This window comes from Mesorhizobium sp., from assembly GCF_024509055.1.
Lineage (GTDB): Bacteria > Pseudomonadota > Alphaproteobacteria > Rhizobiales > Rhizobiaceae > Mesorhizobium.
On sequence record NZ_JANINM010000436.1, the window covers coordinates 1 to 15,894 of the forward strand.

General features: G+C 64.4%; 13 protein-coding genes. 10 read left to right on the forward strand and 3 right to left on the reverse strand.

Annotated features, from left to right (window positions below):
* Window positions 1–189: 189 nt before the first annotated feature.
* Window positions 190–1,209: a LysR family transcriptional regulator gene (locus tag Q0L57_RS24195; protein ID WP_296745585.1), complete on the reverse strand. Its 1,020-nt coding sequence runs from the start codon at window positions 1,207–1,209 to the stop codon at window positions 190–192.
* Between the two features lie 173 nt (window positions 1,210–1,382).
* Between Q0L57_RS24195 and Q0L57_RS24200 the strand changes: the two genes are divergently transcribed.
* From Q0L57_RS24200 to Q0L57_RS24235, 8 genes are all read left to right on the forward strand, one after another.
* Entirely contained in the window at window positions 1,383–2,246 is an 864-nt protein-coding gene (locus tag Q0L57_RS24200; RefSeq protein WP_296745586.1) for a D-amino-acid transaminase, read from the forward strand.
* Between the two features lie 33 nt (window positions 2,247–2,279).
* Entirely contained in the window at window positions 2,280–3,125 is an 846-nt protein-coding gene (locus Q0L57_RS24205) for an ABC transporter substrate-binding protein (protein ID WP_296745587.1), read from the forward strand.
* Window positions 3,126–3,129: 4 nt separating this feature from the next.
* Window positions 3,130–4,245, forward strand: a complete 1,116-nt coding sequence (locus tag Q0L57_RS24210) for an amino acid ABC transporter permease (protein ID WP_296745588.1) — start codon at window positions 3,130–3,132, stop codon at window positions 4,243–4,245.
* 3 nt (window positions 4,246–4,248) lie between these two features.
* The gene (locus Q0L57_RS24215) at window positions 4,249–4,992 is read left to right on the forward strand and encodes an amino acid ABC transporter ATP-binding protein (protein ID WP_292581497.1); all 744 of its coding nucleotides are present in this window, start codon (window positions 4,249–4,251) and stop codon (window positions 4,990–4,992) included.
* Window positions 4,993–5,131: 139 nt separating this feature from the next.
* A complete protein-coding gene (locus Q0L57_RS24220) occupies window positions 5,132–6,166 on the forward strand; it encodes a P1 family peptidase (RefSeq protein WP_296745590.1) in 1,035 nt (344 codons plus the stop codon).
* The gene (locus Q0L57_RS24225) at window positions 6,163–6,963 is read left to right on the forward strand and encodes a M55 family metallopeptidase (protein WP_296745592.1); all 801 of its coding nucleotides are present in this window, start codon (window positions 6,163–6,165) and stop codon (window positions 6,961–6,963) included. The genes Q0L57_RS24220 and Q0L57_RS24225 overlap by 4 nt, the downstream gene beginning before the upstream one ends.
* 304 nt (window positions 6,964–7,267) lie before the next feature.
* Window positions 7,268–9,211, forward strand: a complete 1,944-nt coding sequence (locus Q0L57_RS24230) for a long-chain fatty acid--CoA ligase (RefSeq protein WP_296745593.1) — start codon at window positions 7,268–7,270, stop codon at window positions 9,209–9,211.
* A 77-nt stretch (window positions 9,212–9,288) separates the two neighbouring features.
* The gene (locus Q0L57_RS24235) at window positions 9,289–9,909 is read left to right on the forward strand and encodes a methyltransferase (protein WP_296745598.1); all 621 of its coding nucleotides are present in this window, start codon (window positions 9,289–9,291) and stop codon (window positions 9,907–9,909) included.
* An 11-nt stretch (window positions 9,910–9,920) separates the two neighbouring features.
* On the opposite strand, the gene Q0L57_RS24240 is transcribed toward Q0L57_RS24235, so the two are convergent.
* Window positions 9,921–10,646, reverse strand: coding sequence for an HAD family hydrolase (locus tag Q0L57_RS24240; RefSeq protein WP_296745594.1), 726 nt, complete (start codon window positions 10,644–10,646; stop codon window positions 9,921–9,923).
* Window positions 10,647–10,651: 5 nt separating this feature from the next.
* The gene (gene pgi, locus Q0L57_RS24245; RefSeq protein ID WP_296745595.1) at window positions 10,652–12,295 is read right to left on the reverse strand and encodes a glucose-6-phosphate isomerase; all 1,644 of its coding nucleotides are present in this window, start codon (window positions 12,293–12,295) and stop codon (window positions 10,652–10,654) included.
* 303 nt (window positions 12,296–12,598) lie between these two features.
* On the opposite strand from pgi, the gene Q0L57_RS24250 reads away from it, so the two are divergent.
* Together Q0L57_RS24250 and Q0L57_RS24255 are read left to right on the forward strand one after the other, a co-directional pair.
* Window positions 12,599–14,092 carry a PLP-dependent aminotransferase family protein gene (locus tag Q0L57_RS24250; RefSeq protein ID WP_296745596.1) on the forward strand — a complete coding sequence of 498 codons (1,494 nt, stop codon included), beginning with the start codon at window positions 12,599–12,601 and terminating at the stop codon, window positions 14,090–14,092.
* 213 nt (window positions 14,093–14,305) lie between these two features.
* A partial coding sequence (locus Q0L57_RS24255) for a trimethylamine methyltransferase family protein (protein ID WP_296745597.1) occupies window positions 14,306–15,894 on the forward strand: 1,589 nt, incomplete at its 3' end.

The window sequence follows — 15,894 nt, forward strand, 5'->3', positions numbered from 1 at the left end:
TGTCTTTTTCATTGAGCACTCCCTGATGTTCTCCCAAGCCCCTCTATCAGGCTCGCGAAGGGCGCATATAAGCACCGTTTTCCGGGCTTTGGAACACCCCGTTTGCGTACCCCACGGGAAGCAGGAAAAGATTCCGCAATTTGCTCGAATGGCAGAAAAAATGAGCAGAATTTTCTGCTCACGATATTGTTAACGACTGCATTTTTTTATTGATCGACAGCCTCCCGAAAATCGCCGGCCGCCACCCGCTCCGTGCCGCGGGGAGGCGTCCTCAACCTTGTTCCGCGAGGCAACCGCCTGGGCGGCTTTCCAGAAGGTGTCGGTGATCGCAGTGCTGCCATCGAGCGCTCGGTAAAGGCGTATCTGCAGGTCGAGTTGCCAGTCCTCGCCTTCAGCTGCCGGCACGAGCGATCCGGCTCGCAGTTCGCCCTCAATCAGGCTCTCCGGAAGCCAGCATAGCCCGGTCCCCGTCAGAGCCAGCGTCTTCAGGCCGGCGCTGATAGTGTTCTCGTGCACGGTGCGACGCAGGAAATCTGGTCGCGTCGCAAAGAGACGCTGCAGCGCCACGCCGAAGAAGGAGCTGAAACCATAGCTCAGATAAGGCACGACCATGCGCCCGGCCACCGCCCGCTCAAGCAAGCCGGCGCCGGGCACGAGCTGATTGCGGATGCGAAGCTCGGGCGCGCTGACCGGGATTACCTTGTCGTTGCCGATGACGATGAAATCGAAGCGTTCCCGATCGAGGTGGAAGGCCACGTCCTGATGCGCATAGGTCAGGAAGAAATCCGCCTCGCCGTCGGTCAATGCCGCAAGGTTCGCCTCGATCCCGCCGCGGTCGGGAATGAGCGACGTCCGCAAACCCGGCATCTCCGCCTCAAGGCCGCGAAGCCAGGTCGGAAAGAAGGTGACTGTCAGGGTATGGAGCGCGGCAAGCCGGATCATTCCCGGCTCGGCGACCGGCTGCAGCATTTCCCTGGAGATATAGAACGTGCGGATAACCTCACGCGCCACCGGCAGGAAGTTCCTTCCGGCTGGCGTGAGCTCCGCGGGCATGGTGGCGCGGCTGATCAGGGTGGCGCCGAGCCAGGCCTCCAGCTGCTTGATGCGCCGGCTCAACGCCGACTGGGTGACGTGCCGGATCTCGGCCGCCCGTGAAAAGCTGAAAGTTTCCGCAACGGCAATGAAATCTTCCAGCCATTTGAGTTCCACTTCCCGTGCTCTCCTGCGCGTATGGGGCGCTTCTGACCCTTCGATAGCGCGTTGATTTCAAAATATTATGCAATTTTGGAATGGGCCTTTGTCGAAAATGAATTGGCGCAGTTGGCCAAAGCCGAAGAAGAGTGCTGCGCAACGCTCGTACGACACGGAAGGATGCGACCCGCGTGGGAAGGATCGTCTATAGCAACGGTGATTTCAGGCCTGAGGAGGATGCCCGCGTCAGCATCTTCGACCGGGGCTTCCTGTTCGGCGATGCCATCTACGAGGTGACGGCCGTACTCGCCGGGCGGCTGATCGACAACGATCTTCACCTCGACCGGTTCGAGCGCTCGCTGGCCTCTCTGTCCATCCCGATGCCCGTGCCGCGAAGCCGGCTCGAGCAGATTCAGGCAGAGCTCGTGACACGCAACGAGCTTCGCGAAGGCACGATCTACCTGCAGGTTTCGCGTGGCGAGGCCGACCGCGACTTTCTCTATCCGGAGGGGCTCGCACCGAACCTCATCGCCTTCACCCAGGCAAGGAAGCTCGCCGACACACCCGCGCAAAGAAACGGCATCGCCGTCGACCTGGCCGAGGACCTGCGTTGGGCGAGGCGCGACATCAAGACCGCGATGCTGCTGGGCCAGGTGCTGGCGAAGCGCCAGGCCCGGACCGCGGGGTTTGACGATGTCTGGATGGTGGAAGACGGCCTGGTCACCGAAGGGTCTTCTTCGACAGCTTTCATCATCACCGCCGACGGCCGCGTCGTCACGCGGCCCAACTCGCGGTCGACCCTGCCGGGCTGCACCCGCAAGGCGGTGCTGCGGCTCTGCGATGGCCATGGCCTGCGCCTCGAAGAGCGCGCCTTCTCGCCCGACGAAGCACGGGCGGCGGCGGAAGCCTTCGCCACCAGCGCCTCGTCCTTCGTCACGCCCGTGGTGAAGATCGGCGATGCCGAGATCGGAGACGGTCGACCCGGTCCGATGACCCGTCGCCTGCAGTCCTACTACATCGAAGCCGCGCTCGGCGCCGAGCCAGTTCATCCATAACCATAACCCGAAGACCACCAAGAGGAGAACTAAATGAAATTCAACAGGAAGATGATCGGCCTCGCCCTCGGCTCGCTGATAGCCATGGCGGGCACCGCGAACGCAGCCGAGGGCTACGGCGAATGCAAGCTCTACGGCAAGCAGGGCACGGAGCAAATCACCCCTGCGGTTGCCGGCCAGTTCACCGTCATCATCAATCTGCCGGCTGTCGGCGAATTCAACGGCGACACGCCGGAGACGATCACCAGCGGGCGCGAGTTCTGCATGGCGGTCAACATCGCCCATCGTCTCGGCCTCGAAAAGGTCGTCCTGAAGAACGCCTCGTTCGATTCCATCGTCGCGGGCCAGAACAAGGACTTCGACATCGCGCTGGCGCTGATCTCGGTGACCGAGCCGCGCAAGAAGGTGGTCGACTTCTCGACGCCCTATGCCTTCGGCTCCTATGGCCTGGCGGCCAAGGCCGGATCGAGCGTGACGGCGGAGAACGTGCGCGACGCCAAGTTCGGCACGCAGGCCGGCACGACCATGGTGTCCTGGGCGCAGGATACACTGCAGGCGAAGAACCTGTCGGTCTTCGACGACACCGGCGCCATGTTCACCGCAGTCGCGGCGGGCAATGTCGACGTGGTCATGACCGACCTGTCGGTCGTGCTCGGCCAGGTTGCCGCCTCGAACGGCAAGCTCGCCGTTATCGGCCAATACCAGACCGGCGGCGAGACCGCAGGAATCTATCCGAAGGGATCATCGGCGAAGCCCGTGATCGACAAGATCATCGCCGAGATGAAGGAAGACGGCACGCTGAAGGAGCTTGAGGCCCAGTACCTGGCACCCGCCTGGGGCGGCAAGACGCCGGCCGACGTTCCGGTCTGGAAATACTGACCCTATGGAAGCACCCGGTCACCTCGCGGTATCGGACGAAGGGCGCGCCGCCAAATGGCGCGCCCGCTCCGTCACTCGCACACACCGCGGCCGCGCAGCACTGACCCTTGCCGTGGCCGCGCTGACCTTCATGGCCGTTGCGGTCTCGGCACAGCATATCGGCTCCTTCGCGGTCTCACAGGGCATCCCTTCTGCCGCCGTGCTGGTGCCGGGAATCGTCGCGGCGCTGGCCGCGGCGGTCGTACTGGTCATGGCCGTGCGGGCCTTCCTGAAATCACTCGCTTCTGCCCGCAGCACCGATATCCATGCCGCCCGCGCGCTTGGAGCCGATGCCTCGATGGCCTCATGGCAGGCGATCTCCTGGTGCGGAGCCCTGCTGATCGTGACCGTCTGTGCATGGTTCATGGTGGTGAACGACGCCGCCGTCAGCCGCACCTTCTTCGATCTCGCGCTGATCCGCCAATCGGCAGGCAAGGTGCTGTGGGCGTTCGGCACGAACATCACCATCTTCGCGGTCTCGGCGGTGCTGATCCTGATCTGGTCGCTGGTGGTTGCGGTCGCCCGAACGCTTCCCGGCGAAGCGGGCCGGCCCCTGCGCTTCCTGGCAATCGCCTATGGCGACCTTTTTCGCGGCTTGCCGGCCATTATCACCATCTATCTGATCGGCTTCGGCTTGCCGCTCACCAACCTGCCGGTGCTGTCGCATCTGTCCTCGACGACCTATGCGATCATCGCGCTGACCCTGACCTATGGCGCCTACACTTCCGAGGTCTACCGTGCCGGCATCGAAGGGGTTCATCACAGCCAAGTCGCCGCCGCCCGGTCGCTCGGGCTCAGCCATTTCCGGACGATGCGCTACGTCGTCGTGCCGCTCGCCGTGCGCAACATCATCCCGCCGCTGATGAACAACTGCATCAGCCTGCAGAAGGACACGGCGCTGGTGGCCATCATCGGCACCATCGACGCCTTCAACCAGTCCAAGATCATCGCGGCAAACAATTTCAACCTGTCGGCGGTGACGACGGTGGCTATCCTGTTCATCGTCATCACCATTCCCCAGGCACGCTTCGTCGACCGGCTGATCGATCGCGACCGGCGCCGGATCCGGGCGGGAGGCTGAAGCATGGCGCTGCTTGAAATAAACGGCGTGACCAAGCGCTACGGCCCGCTGGAGGTCATTTCGAACCTGTCGCTGTCGGTCGACGAGCATGAGGTGATCTGCCTGATCGGCCCATCCGGTTGCGGCAAGTCCACGCTGCTGCGCTGCATCAACCGGCTGGAGGAGATTTCGCTCGGCGAGATCCGCATCCATGGCGACCGGATCACCGGGCCCGGGGTGGACCTCGACCGGCTGCGGCGCGACATCGGCATCGTCTTCCAGGGATACAATCTCTTCCCTCACATGACGGTTCTGGAGAACACAACGCTCGCGCCCCTTAAGGTGATAGGCATGGGCCGGCGCGAGGCACGGGACAAGGCGATGGCCTTTCTCGAGCGCATCGGCCTTGCTCACAAGGCGGGCGACTATCCCGACCGGCTCTCGGGCGGCCAGCAGCAGCGCGTGGCAATCGTGCGTGCCCTGATGATGGACCCGATGCTGCTTCTGCTGGATGAGATCACCTCGGCCCTCGATCCCGAACTCGTCGCCGAAGTGCTCGACATCGTGCGCGACCTTGCGGCTCGCGGAATGACGATGATGCTCGCCACGCATGAAATGGGATTTGCCCGCGAGGTTGCCGACAGGATCTGTTTCCTTCAGTCGGGAACAGTCTATGAACAGGGGCCGCCCGCGGAGATCTTCGGCAATCCGAGGGGCGAACGCACACAGGCGTTCCTGCGCAGCCTGAAAAAGGCCGGGCGCCTCTGACCTAGAGCCGGATGATTTCAGGTCGGGTCGACCTGAAATTTGAATCCGGCTCTAAATCAAAGAGATCGAGCATGATGTCGTCCGAAAACCGCTTCACACTTTTCGGCATCATGCTCTAGGGACGATGAAAAGGCTCGGCATGCCGTCAGCACGCGATCTCGGCCTGGGTTCGGGCCTCCTCCCGCCAGGGCCGCTCAACGCCATCACCGATGTCGGCGGGGTGACGGTCGGCCATTGCACGCTGCATGGCGATGGCCTCGCCACCGGTGTCACCGCCATTCTCCCGCATCAAGGTGACCTCTTCCGCCACAAGGTTCGCGCGGGGGTCGAGGTGATCAATGGTTTCGGGAAGTCGGTAGGCCTGATGCAGGTCGCCGAAATGGGAACGGTCGAGACCCCGATCCTTTTGACCAACACCTTCTCCGTCTCCGCCTGCGCGCAAACGCTGGCGCGCCGGGCGATAGCTGCCAACCCGGAGATCGGGCGCAAGACATCCACGGTCAATCCGCTGGTCTTCGAATGCAATGACGGCGCGATCAACGACATCCAGGCCATGGCCGTCACCGCCGCCGAAGTCGAAGCGGCACTCGCCGACGCCAAGGGCGGCGAGGTGCCGCAAGGCGCGATCGGGGCCGGAACCGGCATGACATCCTTCGGCTTCAAGGCCGGAATCGGCTCCGCCTCGCGCCTGATGCGGATCGACAAGCATGATTACGTACTTGGCGCCCTGGTGCTGGCCAATTTCGGGCGCGCCGGCGATCTGGTGCTTCCGGATGGCCGGCGCCCGAATCCGATCGATACGGCGGAAGCGGAAAAGGGCTCGGTCATCGTCATTCTCGCCACCGACCTGCCGCTTGGCGACCGCCAACTCCGCCGCGTCGCTCGCCGGGCGGGCGCCGGACTGGCTCGCCTGGGTGCCTTCTGGGGCAATGGCAGCGGTGATATCGCGCTGTGCTTCACGACGGCCGATCCGGTGGCGCATGAGCCGAGAGCCGCCTTCCAGCCGGTGCGCCAGCTTGCCGAGGATCGTATCGACATGCCGTTCCGTGCCGCCACGGAGGCGACGCAGGAGGCAGTGCTCAATGCGCTTTGTGCCGCGCCCGCCATGGCCGGCCGCGCGGGCCGGACGTTTCCCGCGCTTTGCCAATGGTTGAAGGAGAACCCGTTGCCATGAAGGTGTTTGTCAGCGCCGACATCGAAGGCACAGCCGGCATCGCCCATTGGGACGAGGCCAATCGCAGCCATGCCGATTACCGCGAGTTCCGCGCCTTGATGACGGCCGAGGTGGTTGCCGTCTGCGAGGGCGCACGCGCAGCCGGCGCCGAAGAAGTCGTCGTCAAGGACGCACATGACAGCGGTCGCAACCTCATTGTCGATCTGCTGCCTGATTATGTCCGCATCATCCGCGGCTGGTCGGGCCATCCCGATGGCATGATGTTCGGCCTGGCCGGTGGTTTCGCAGCCGCGCTCTATGTCGGCTACCACTCCAAGGCGGGAACCGAGACAAACCCTCTCGCGCACACCACGACGACCCGTATCTCGCGGCTGCTGCTGAACGGCGAAGTCGCTTCCGAGTTCACGATGAACGCGCGCTGCGCGGCCGGTTACGGCGTGCCCTCGGCATTCCTCGCTGGCGATGCGGGCATCTGCGCCGACGCTCGCGCGATGGTTCCCGGTATTGCGACGGTAGAGACATTGGAGGGCGCGGGTCGCGCCGCCAATTCGCTGTCGCCGGCCCGGGCCCGCGCGCTGATCCGAGAAGGTGTCGCGAAGGCGCTTTCGGGCGATCTCACCGAACTTATGCCGCAGGCGGCGGAGAGCTACGAAGCGGTCGTCGAGTTCTGCAATCCGTCGGACGCCTACCGGGCCTCGTGGTATCCGGGCGCGCGCGCTCACGGGCCTCGCGCGGTGGCTATTTCCGCGACGGATTTCTTCGATATCCAGCGGGCGCTGCGCTTCATGCTGGCGTAGGCCGCGAGCCGCCGGGAAAGAGCCGGCGGCCTTTGTCCGGAATTGTTCACTTCTAAGCCGCGATGTTCGAAGCGGCGTCTTCGGCACCTGCAAACAAGCGTTCGTTGCAGTCCTGGCGTCGGGCTTTCGACGGCAAATCTTTCCCCGTCCTGCCGCTGGGGCAAGACTTGCACGGCCGCCGATAGAGGCAATACATAGTTGCAGGCTGGATTTCCCGAGGAATCCGCAACAGGCGCGGAGGACGCTTCCGGTCTGGAAGCGGGCGCGGCAAGGCATCGAGACCAGAGGCAACAGGGAGGGACAGGTGGCAAAAACAGAAAAGACGACGCCCCCGGCCAAAGCAAAGGCCGCCGATGCCAACGCGTCCAAGGCGTCAGCCGCCAAGACCGCTTCGAAGCCGAAGGCCGCCACCAAGCCGGCCGCGGCCAAGCCGGCAAAGGCAGATGCCAGACCAACTGCTTCAAAAGCCAAGGCCAGCAAACCAAACGGAAAGGCCGCGCCGGCCGCGAGCGCGGCCAAGCCCGCCTCCGCGCCGAGCAAACGCTTGCCGCAGGCACTCGCGCAGCTCGCAGCCGGGCTGCCGGACAAGCCGTGGCTCAAGAACTATCCGAAGAACATGCCGGCCGACATCGGCCCCCTGCCCTATGGCTCCATCGGCGACTTCCTCGTCGGCGCCTGCAAGCAGTTTGCCGGTCGGCCGGCCTTCGTGTGCGTGGGTAAGTCGATCGCCTATGCGGAGCTCGAGCGGCTTTCGGCGGCGTTCGGCGCCTATCTGCAGTCGAAGGGACTGGAGAAAGGCGCGCGCGTCGCACTGATGATGCCCAACGTGCTGCAATATCCGGTGGCGATGATGGCGGTGCTGCGCGCCGGCTACACCGTGGTGAACGTCAATCCGCTCTACACGCCGCGCGAGCTGGAGCACCAGCTCAAGGATTCCGGCGCGCAGGCTATCGTCATCCTCGAGAATTTCGCCGGCACGCTGCAGGCGGTGATTGCCAGGACGCCGGTCAAGCATGTCGTGGTCGCGGCGATGGGCGATCTGCTGGGCGGCCTCAAGGGCGCGATCGTCAATCTCGTCGTGCGGCGGGTGAAGAAGATGGTGCCGGCATGGTCGCTGCCCGGACATGTCAAGTTCAACGACGCGGTCAAGGCGGGCTCGGCGATCGCCTTCAGGCCGGTAGCAGTCTCCGCCGATGACATCGCCTTCCTGCAATATACCGGCGGCACGACGGGCGTCTCGAAGGGTGCGACGCTGCTGCATCGCAACGTGCTGGCCAACGTCGTGCAGAACTCGCTTTGGGTGGAAGACGCCTACACGATCAAGCCCAAGCCGGCGCATCTCAATTTCATCTGCGCGCTGCCGCTATACCATATCTTCGCACTGACGGTGAACGCGCTGATGGGCATGCAGCAGGGCGCCCAGAACGTGCTCATCCCGAACCCGCGCGACATTCCGGGCTTCGTCAAGGAGCTGCGTAAATATCCGGTCCACATCTTCCCCGGCCTCAACACGCTATTCAACGCGCTGCTCAACAATGAGGATTTCCGCAAGCTCGACTTCAAGCCGCTGATCCTGACGCTGGGCGGCGGCATGGCGGTGCAGAAGGGCGTGGCCGAGCGCTGGAAGGCGCTCACCGGCTGCGCGGTGAGCGAGGGCTATGGCCTGTCCGAGACCTCGCCGGTGGCGACCGCCAACAAGTTCACCTCCAGCGAGTTCACCGGCACGATCGGCCTGCCGCTGCCTTCGACGGAGATCGCCATCCGCGACGACGACGGCAACAATGTGCCGCTCGGCGAAGTCGGAGAGATCTGCATCCGCGGTCCGCAGGTGATGGCCGGCTACTGGAACCGCCCCGATGAAACCGCCAAGGTGATGACCAAGGACGGTTTCTTCAAGTCGGGCGACATGGGCTTCATGGACGAGCGCGGCTATACCAAGATCGTCGACCGCAAGAAGGACATGATCCTGGTCTCCGGCTTCAATGTCTATCCGAATGAGCTGGAAGAGGTCGTGGCGCAGCATCCCGGCGTGCTCGAAGTTGCGGCGATCGGCGTGCCGGACGAGCATTCGGGCGAAGTGCCGAAGCTGTTCGTGGTCAAGAAGGATCCGGCGCTGACGGTCGAAGCGCTCACCGCCTATTGCCGCGAGAACCTGACCGGCTACAAGCGGCCGAAATACATCGAATTCCGCACCGAGCTGCCGAAGACCCCGGTCGGCAAGATCCTGCGGCGCGCGCTGCGGGAATAGATTTGAGCGATCCGCCGGTCGCCGGAACGCCCGAGCCATCCAAGGGCGTCGATCCGGCGGCGTTCATCGAGTCGAACATGCGGCTTGCACCGGTGCCTTCGCTGCCGGAAATCCGCCTTTACATGGCCCACCCCGGCAGCGGGTTAAGGCACCTCCTCGAGCCGGACGACGGCGACGAAATGGCGTCCGAACCGCAACCGCCATACTGGGCCTACCCCTGGGCCGGCGGCGCGGTGCTGGCCCGCTATGTGCTGGACCGTCCGTCGATCGCGGCCGGCAAACGCGTGCTCGACTTCGGCGCCGGCTCCGGCCTCGTCGGCATCGCCGCTGCAAAAGCTGGAGCGCGCGCGGTGACCGCGGCGGAAATTGACCGCAACGGCATCGCCGCGCTCGGCCTCAACGCGGCCGCCAATGGCGTCGACATCACAGTGATCGGGGAGGACATCACCAGCGGTCCGCCGCCCGCCGTCGACCTGGTGCTCGCCGGCGACGTCTTTTACGGCGAGGATGTCGCGCGGCGCGTCATCCCATTTTTCGAGCGCTGCCTCGCGGCCGGCATCGACGTGCTGGTCGGCGACCCCGGCCGCGCCTGGCTGCCCAGGTCGCGGCTCTGCCTGCTCGGCGAATACCAGGTGCCGGACGTCGGCGGAAGCGGCGGCGGTGAACCGAAGCCGAGCAGTGTCTTCGCTTTCGTTTAGGAAAAGACTGACTAGCCGGCTGGCACGCTCACCCGCGCCGAGAGGAAATCCGGCAGGTCGGCGACCGAATCGAGAACGACATCGGCCATCGGCGACAGCGAGTCCCTCGTCCCGGTGCCGGAGAGAACGCCGACCGCCAGCCCGCAGCCGCCGGCGCGCGCCATTTCCAGATCGTGACGATTGTCGCCGACCATGGCGATCTCGCTCGGTTTCAGACCCGTAAGATCGCAGAAGGCCAGAACCGTGTCTGGCGCCGGCTTGGAATTGGCGACCGCATCGTAGCCATAGGCGGCTTCAAAGAGCTGCGCGACGCCGAGCGTGGCGAGCGTCTTTTCAGCGCCGCTGGTCGAATCATTGGTGGCGACGCCCAGCCGATAGGCCCGCTTGTGAAGCGCCCTCAGCGAGTCGACGACGCCGGGCAGCGCGACCGCCATGGCCGAGCCCTGCACCGAGGTGATCTCGTTGAAACGGGCGACGGCGAGCATCTGGTCCTCGTTGGACAGCCGCGGAAACCAGAGCTCGACCACATCCAGGTTCGAGCCTGAGGCAAAGATCGAATCGGGCTTGAAGCGCTTGGTGGCGAAGTCGAAGCCGGCCGCGGCGAGCAGCCGATCCGCCTTCCAGCGATCACCGTCGGCGGCATCCATGGCCATGAAGTCGGCAACGCCAAGCCACGTGGCGTTGAAGTCGACAAGTGTCCCATCCTTGTCGAACAGAATTCCCTTGATGTCCGTCAATCCTTTTACTCCGCGCCACGCAATTGGTGGATGTAAGCCACCAACCCGGCAGTCGAGGCGTCGCGTTTTGCGGCAGTCTCCTTGCCTTCCACGACAGGCAGCAGGCCGGTCGCCAATTCCTTGCCGAGCTCGACCCCCCACTGGTCGAAAGAGTTGATGTTGAACAAGGTCCCTTCGACGAAGACGCGATGCTCGTAGAGCGCGATCACCCGGCCGAGCGTGCGCGGGTCGAGCTTGCGATAGAGGATCGTCAGCGAAGGACGGTTGCCCGAGAACACACGATGCGGCGCGATGCGGTCGACATCGGCGGGCTTCATACCCTTGGCCAGCATCTGCGCGCGGGCTTCTTCCAAGGTCCGACCCTTCATGAAGGCTTCCGACTGCGCCAGGCAGTTGGCGAGCAACAGATCGTGCTGATGCTTCATTTCGGGCTCGTGACCGACGGCGGCGGCGAGGAATTCGACTGGAATGAAATCGGTGCCCTGGTGCAAGAGCTGGAAGAAGGCGTGCTGGCCATTGGTGCCTGGCTCGCCCCACACCAGCGGGCCTGTCGGCGTAGTGACCGCATTGCCGTCCAGAGTGACGCTCTTGCCGTTCGATTCCATGTCAAGCTGCTGCAGGTAGGCTGGCAGCCTGGACAGGCGCTGGTCGTAAGGAATGACAGCGCGCGCCGGATATTTGCAGACGACGCGGTGCCACCAGCCGATCAGCCCCAGCAAAACCGGCAGATTCTGCTGTAGCGGCGCGTCGCGGAAATGCTCGTCCATCTCATGCGCGCCGTCCAGGAAGGCGCGGAAGTCGCGCGGTCCGACGGCGATCATCACCGGCAGGCCGATGGCGCTCCACACCGAGTAGCGGCCGCCGACCCAGTCCCAGAAGCCGAAGACGCGGTCGGAAGCGATGCCGAACTTCGCCACCAGATCGAGCGCGGTCGAGACGGCGGCGAAATGCTTGCCGATCGCCTCCTTGCCCAGCGCCTTCTCCACCCATTTGCGCGCCGTCTCGGCATTGGTCATCGTCTCGACGGTGGTGAAGGTCTTGGAGGCGATGATGAACAGCGTCGTCTCGGGGGAAAGGCCCTTCAGCGTGTCGTGGATGTGGGCGCCGTCGACATTCGAGACGTAATGCGCGCGCGGTCCGTCGTGATAAGGCGCCAGCGCGAGCGTGACCATGGCGGGGCCTAGGTCCGAGCCGCCGATGCCGATGTTGACGATGTCGGTGATCTTCTTGCCGGTGGCGCCGGCGGCCTTGCCCGAACGGATGTCGTCGGCGAACGCCCCCATGGCGTCGAGCACCGCGATCACGTCCTTCTTCACGTCCTGGCCGTCGAGCACGATGCCCTTGCCGGTCAGGTTGCGCAGCGCCGTGTGCAGCACGGCGCGATTTTCCGTGATGTTGATCTTCTTGCCTTCGAACATGGCCGCGCGGCGGCCTTCGAGATCGGCGGCTCCGGCCAGCTTCTCCAGCATTGCCATGGTGTCGGCGTCGACGGCGCATTTCGACCAGTCAAGCAGGAGGTGGTCGTCGCTAGCTGAAAACTTCTCGAAGCGCTTGGGATCGGCCGCGAAAGCCTCGCGCATAGTGCCTTTGGCGGCCGCGCGCTGGTCACGCAGGGCGGCGAGTTGCTTGTCGAAGGCTGACTGGTCCACTGGCAGGCTCCCGGCAGGTTTTTAGATTGATACTAGCAGGCCGGATGTTTCCGGCGCGTGTCGTCGCGTCATTCTATCGAGCCGATTTCCGTTTCGTTCAAGCGTCGCGACGCGGCACGGCATCACGCTTTGATGATGCGCCGCAGCATGAATTGATCATGCAATGGATCACTTCGTGACCAATGGATCACTGGCATAAATCCCAGCGATCAGAAAAATTGATTGGCGCAACCCCTTGTGCCACCACTACAGTCGACTGGTCCAGCCAAGTGGAAACAGCTGGCCATCCAAGGAAGATTTCCCATGCCACAGCGCAATGACACGGCCATATGGTCCGGCCTGTTCCGGATTTCGGCCGAATCCGGCCAGACCCTCCAGGCGCAGATCCGCCAAGCGATCGTCGCAGCCATTCTCGATCGGCAGATCGCCGCGTCGATGCCGCTGCCGTCGTGCCGGATTCTGGCGGAAAAACTGGGGGTTGCCCGTGGCACTGTTGTGCTGGCCTTCCAGCAGTTGGTTGACCAGGGCTTCCTGGTGGCGCGCGAGCGGCGCGGCCATTTCGTCAATCCTGACGTGCTGGCCACGCCCGCCAAGCCGCACCAGAAGGCGCCGGACCAGCAGAACGAGATCGACTGGAAGGCGCGCCGACAGATCGCCGCCAGCGACATGCCGCCGCCGGCCAAGCACGACAACTGGATCAAGTCCTCCTACCCGTTCGTCTACGGCCAGTTCGACCCGGCGCTGTTCCCAACCGCGGAATGGCGCGAATGCAACCGCATGGCGCTGGCGGTGCTCGAGATCCGCAACTGGGCGTCCGACATGGTCGACCGTGACGATCCGCTGCTGATCGAGCAGATCCAGGCGCGGCTTCTGCCGCGGCGCGGCATCTTCGCCAATCCGGACGAGATCATCGTGACGCTGGGCGCGCAGAACGCACTCTATATGCTCGCTTCACTGCTGATGACCAAGGGCTCGAAGGTGGCGATGGAAGACCCCGGCTACCCGGATGCCCGATCGATCTTCCGGCTGGCGGGCGCAGACATCCAGCCGGTTCCCGTGGACCAGTCCGGCATCGTGACCTCGGCAATTCCAAGCGATTCCGGCTTCGTCTTCGTCACCCCCAGCCACCATTGCCCGACGATGGTGCCGCTGTCGCCGGAGCGGCGGCAGGACCTCCTGGCGCGGGCCAACCGCAACAACCAGATCATCATCGAGGACGGCTATGACAGCCAGCTTCTCGACGAGGCGCCGCAGCAGGCGCTGAAGAGCCTCGACCGTTCGGGTCGCGTCATCTATGTCGGCTCGATGTCGAAGACGCTGGCTCCGGGCCTGAGGCTTGGCTACATCGTGGCTTCGGCGGGGCTGATCGCCGAACTGCGAGCGCTGCGCCGCTTCATGCTCAGGCATCCGCCGGCGAACAACCAGCGCGCGGTGGCGCTGTTCCTGTCGCTCGGCCACCACGAGGCGCTGGTGCGCCGGCTGTCCTCAGCCTTCGACGAGCGGCGCAAGCGTCTGGTCCATGCGATTTCCGCTTTCCTGCCGGAATGGCGTTCGACCGACTCGGCGGGCGGCACGTCGCTCTGGCTGGAAGGGCCGCGGGGCACCGATTCACGCGGCCTTGCCGAAGCGGCCGCTTCGCGCAGCGTCATCATAGAGCCCGGCGACCGCTTCTTCGACCGCAGCGAAAAGCCCTCTCGTTTCATGCGTTTGGGCATCTCCTCGATCTCGTTGCAGCATATCGAGCCGGGCATCCGGGAACTGGCCACCGCAGCCGGACGCAGGCCCGCGGCAGCCTGATCATCGACGAAGCTTCCTCAAGGGAGTCGGCGGCAGCCGGCTCCCTTTTGCTTTGGTTGCTTTAGTGGCCTGGCATATTCGACGGGATTCTCTGGCTCATAGGCTGCACCAATGCCAGCGGCATAGTCGAGGCATAAAGGGGACGCGGCAGGCCAACGGTGGACCAACCGCCACACGCACTGCCCCAGAAAAGTTAAAGGTGGAGTGCTTTCCATGTCAGTGGCTCTCGAGAAGCAGGAAGCGTTGTCGGACCAGCGTTCGCGGCGGTCCGGCGGGCGCGAAGCGCGCCGCGCCATGCGGGCGGCACCGCTCGCCGACGATGTCCGTCCGGTACGGCCCGGCCTTGAAGGCGGCAGCTATGGGCCATTGAGCCAGAACGACCGTGAGCGCATCCACGAAGCGGTGCTGACGCTCCTGGAGACGGTCGGCTTCGCCAACGCCATTCCATCCTGCATCGAGGCTATGACCAAGGCCGGCGCGACTTATGGCGACGATGGCCGCATCCGTCTGCCCCGCGCGCTCGTGCTGGACACGATCAAGAAGGCGGCCCGCAATTTCACGCTCTACGGCCAGGATCCGAAGCACGACATGACGATTCAAGGCAAGCGCGTGCATTTCGGCACGGCGGGCGCCGCGGTGCACCTGGTCGACGTCGAGAAGCGCGAATATCGCGAATCGCTGCTCCAGGACCTCTACGACGCCGCCCGCCTGGTCGATGGGCTGGACAACATCCATTTCTTCCAGCGCACCATGGTTCCGCGCGACATTCCCGATCCGCTCGATATGGACTTCAACACGCTCTACGCCTGCGTGATGGGGACATCCAAGCATGTCGGCACCTCCTTCACGGTTCGCGAGAACGTGAAGCCGGCGCTGGAAATGCTCTATGCGATCGCCGGCGGCGAGGAGAACTTTCGCGCCCGGCCGTTCGTGTCCAACTCGAACTGCTTCGTCGTGCCGCCGATGAAGTTCGCCGAGGATGCCTGCGGCGTCCTGGAAGCCTGCGTCGAGGGTGGCATTCCGATCCTGCTCCTGTCGGCCGGCCAGGCTGGCGCCACCGCGCCGGCGGCAATTGCCGGAGCCGTCGTGCAGGCGGTGGCGGAAGTGCTGATGGGCCTCGTCTATGTCAACGCCATCAAGCCCGGACATCCGGCGATCTTCGGCACCTGGCCGTTCGTCTCCGACCTCAGGACGGGCGCCATGTCGGGCGGCTCGGCCGAGCAGGCGGTGCTATCGGCCGCCTGCGCGCAGATGGCGCAATATTACAACCTGCCGGGCGGCTCGGCCGCCGGCATGACGGACTCAAAGCTTCCCGACATCCAGTCCGGCTACGAGAAAGGCATCACCAATGTGATGGCGGGCCTGTCCGGCCTCAACCTCGTCTATGAATCGGCCGGCATGCATGCCTCGCTGCTCGGCTTCTGCCTGGAAAGCCTGATCATCGACAACGACATGCTCGGCCACTGCCTGCGCTGCGTGCGCGGCATCGAGGTGACCGACGCGGCGCTGTCGATCGACACCATTGCCGACGTTTGTTTGCAGGGTCCCGGCCATTATCTCGGCAACGAGCAGACGCTGAAGCTGATGCAGACGGAGTATTTCTATCCCGCCATCGGCGACCGTTTCTCGCCCAAGGAATGGAACGAGAAGGGGCGACCGGACATCCTTTCGCGGGCGATCGCCGAGAAGAAGCGCGTGCTGGCCGAACGCTTCCCGCGCCACGTGTCGCGGCTGCTCGACGACAAGCTGCGCGCCCGCTTCGGCGAGATGATCAAGCTGCCGCGCAACAAGATGGGCGGCTG

Bases quoted from the DNA above. Each gene is read 5' to 3' on its own strand.
- Q0L57_RS24205 (WP_296745587.1), top strand. From the start codon at position 2,280: ATGAAATTCAACAGGAAGATGATCGGCCTCGCCCTCGGCTCGCTGATA.
- Q0L57_RS24210 (WP_296745588.1), top strand. From the start codon at position 3,130: ATGGAAGCACCCGGTCACCTCGCGGTATCGGACGAAGGGCGCGCCGCC.
- Q0L57_RS24215 (WP_292581497.1), top strand. From the start codon at position 4,249: ATGGCGCTGCTTGAAATAAACGGCGTGACCAAGCGCTACGGCCCGCTG.
- Q0L57_RS24220 (WP_296745590.1), top strand. From the start codon at position 5,132: ATGCCGTCAGCACGCGATCTCGGCCTGGGTTCGGGCCTCCTCCCGCCA.
- Q0L57_RS24225 (WP_296745592.1), top strand. From the start codon at position 6,163: ATGAAGGTGTTTGTCAGCGCCGACATCGAAGGCACAGCCGGCATCGCC.
- Q0L57_RS24235 (WP_296745598.1), top strand. From the start codon at position 9,289: ATGCGGCTTGCACCGGTGCCTTCGCTGCCGGAAATCCGCCTTTACATG.
- Q0L57_RS24250 (WP_296745596.1), top strand. From the start codon at position 12,599: ATGCCACAGCGCAATGACACGGCCATATGGTCCGGCCTGTTCCGGATT.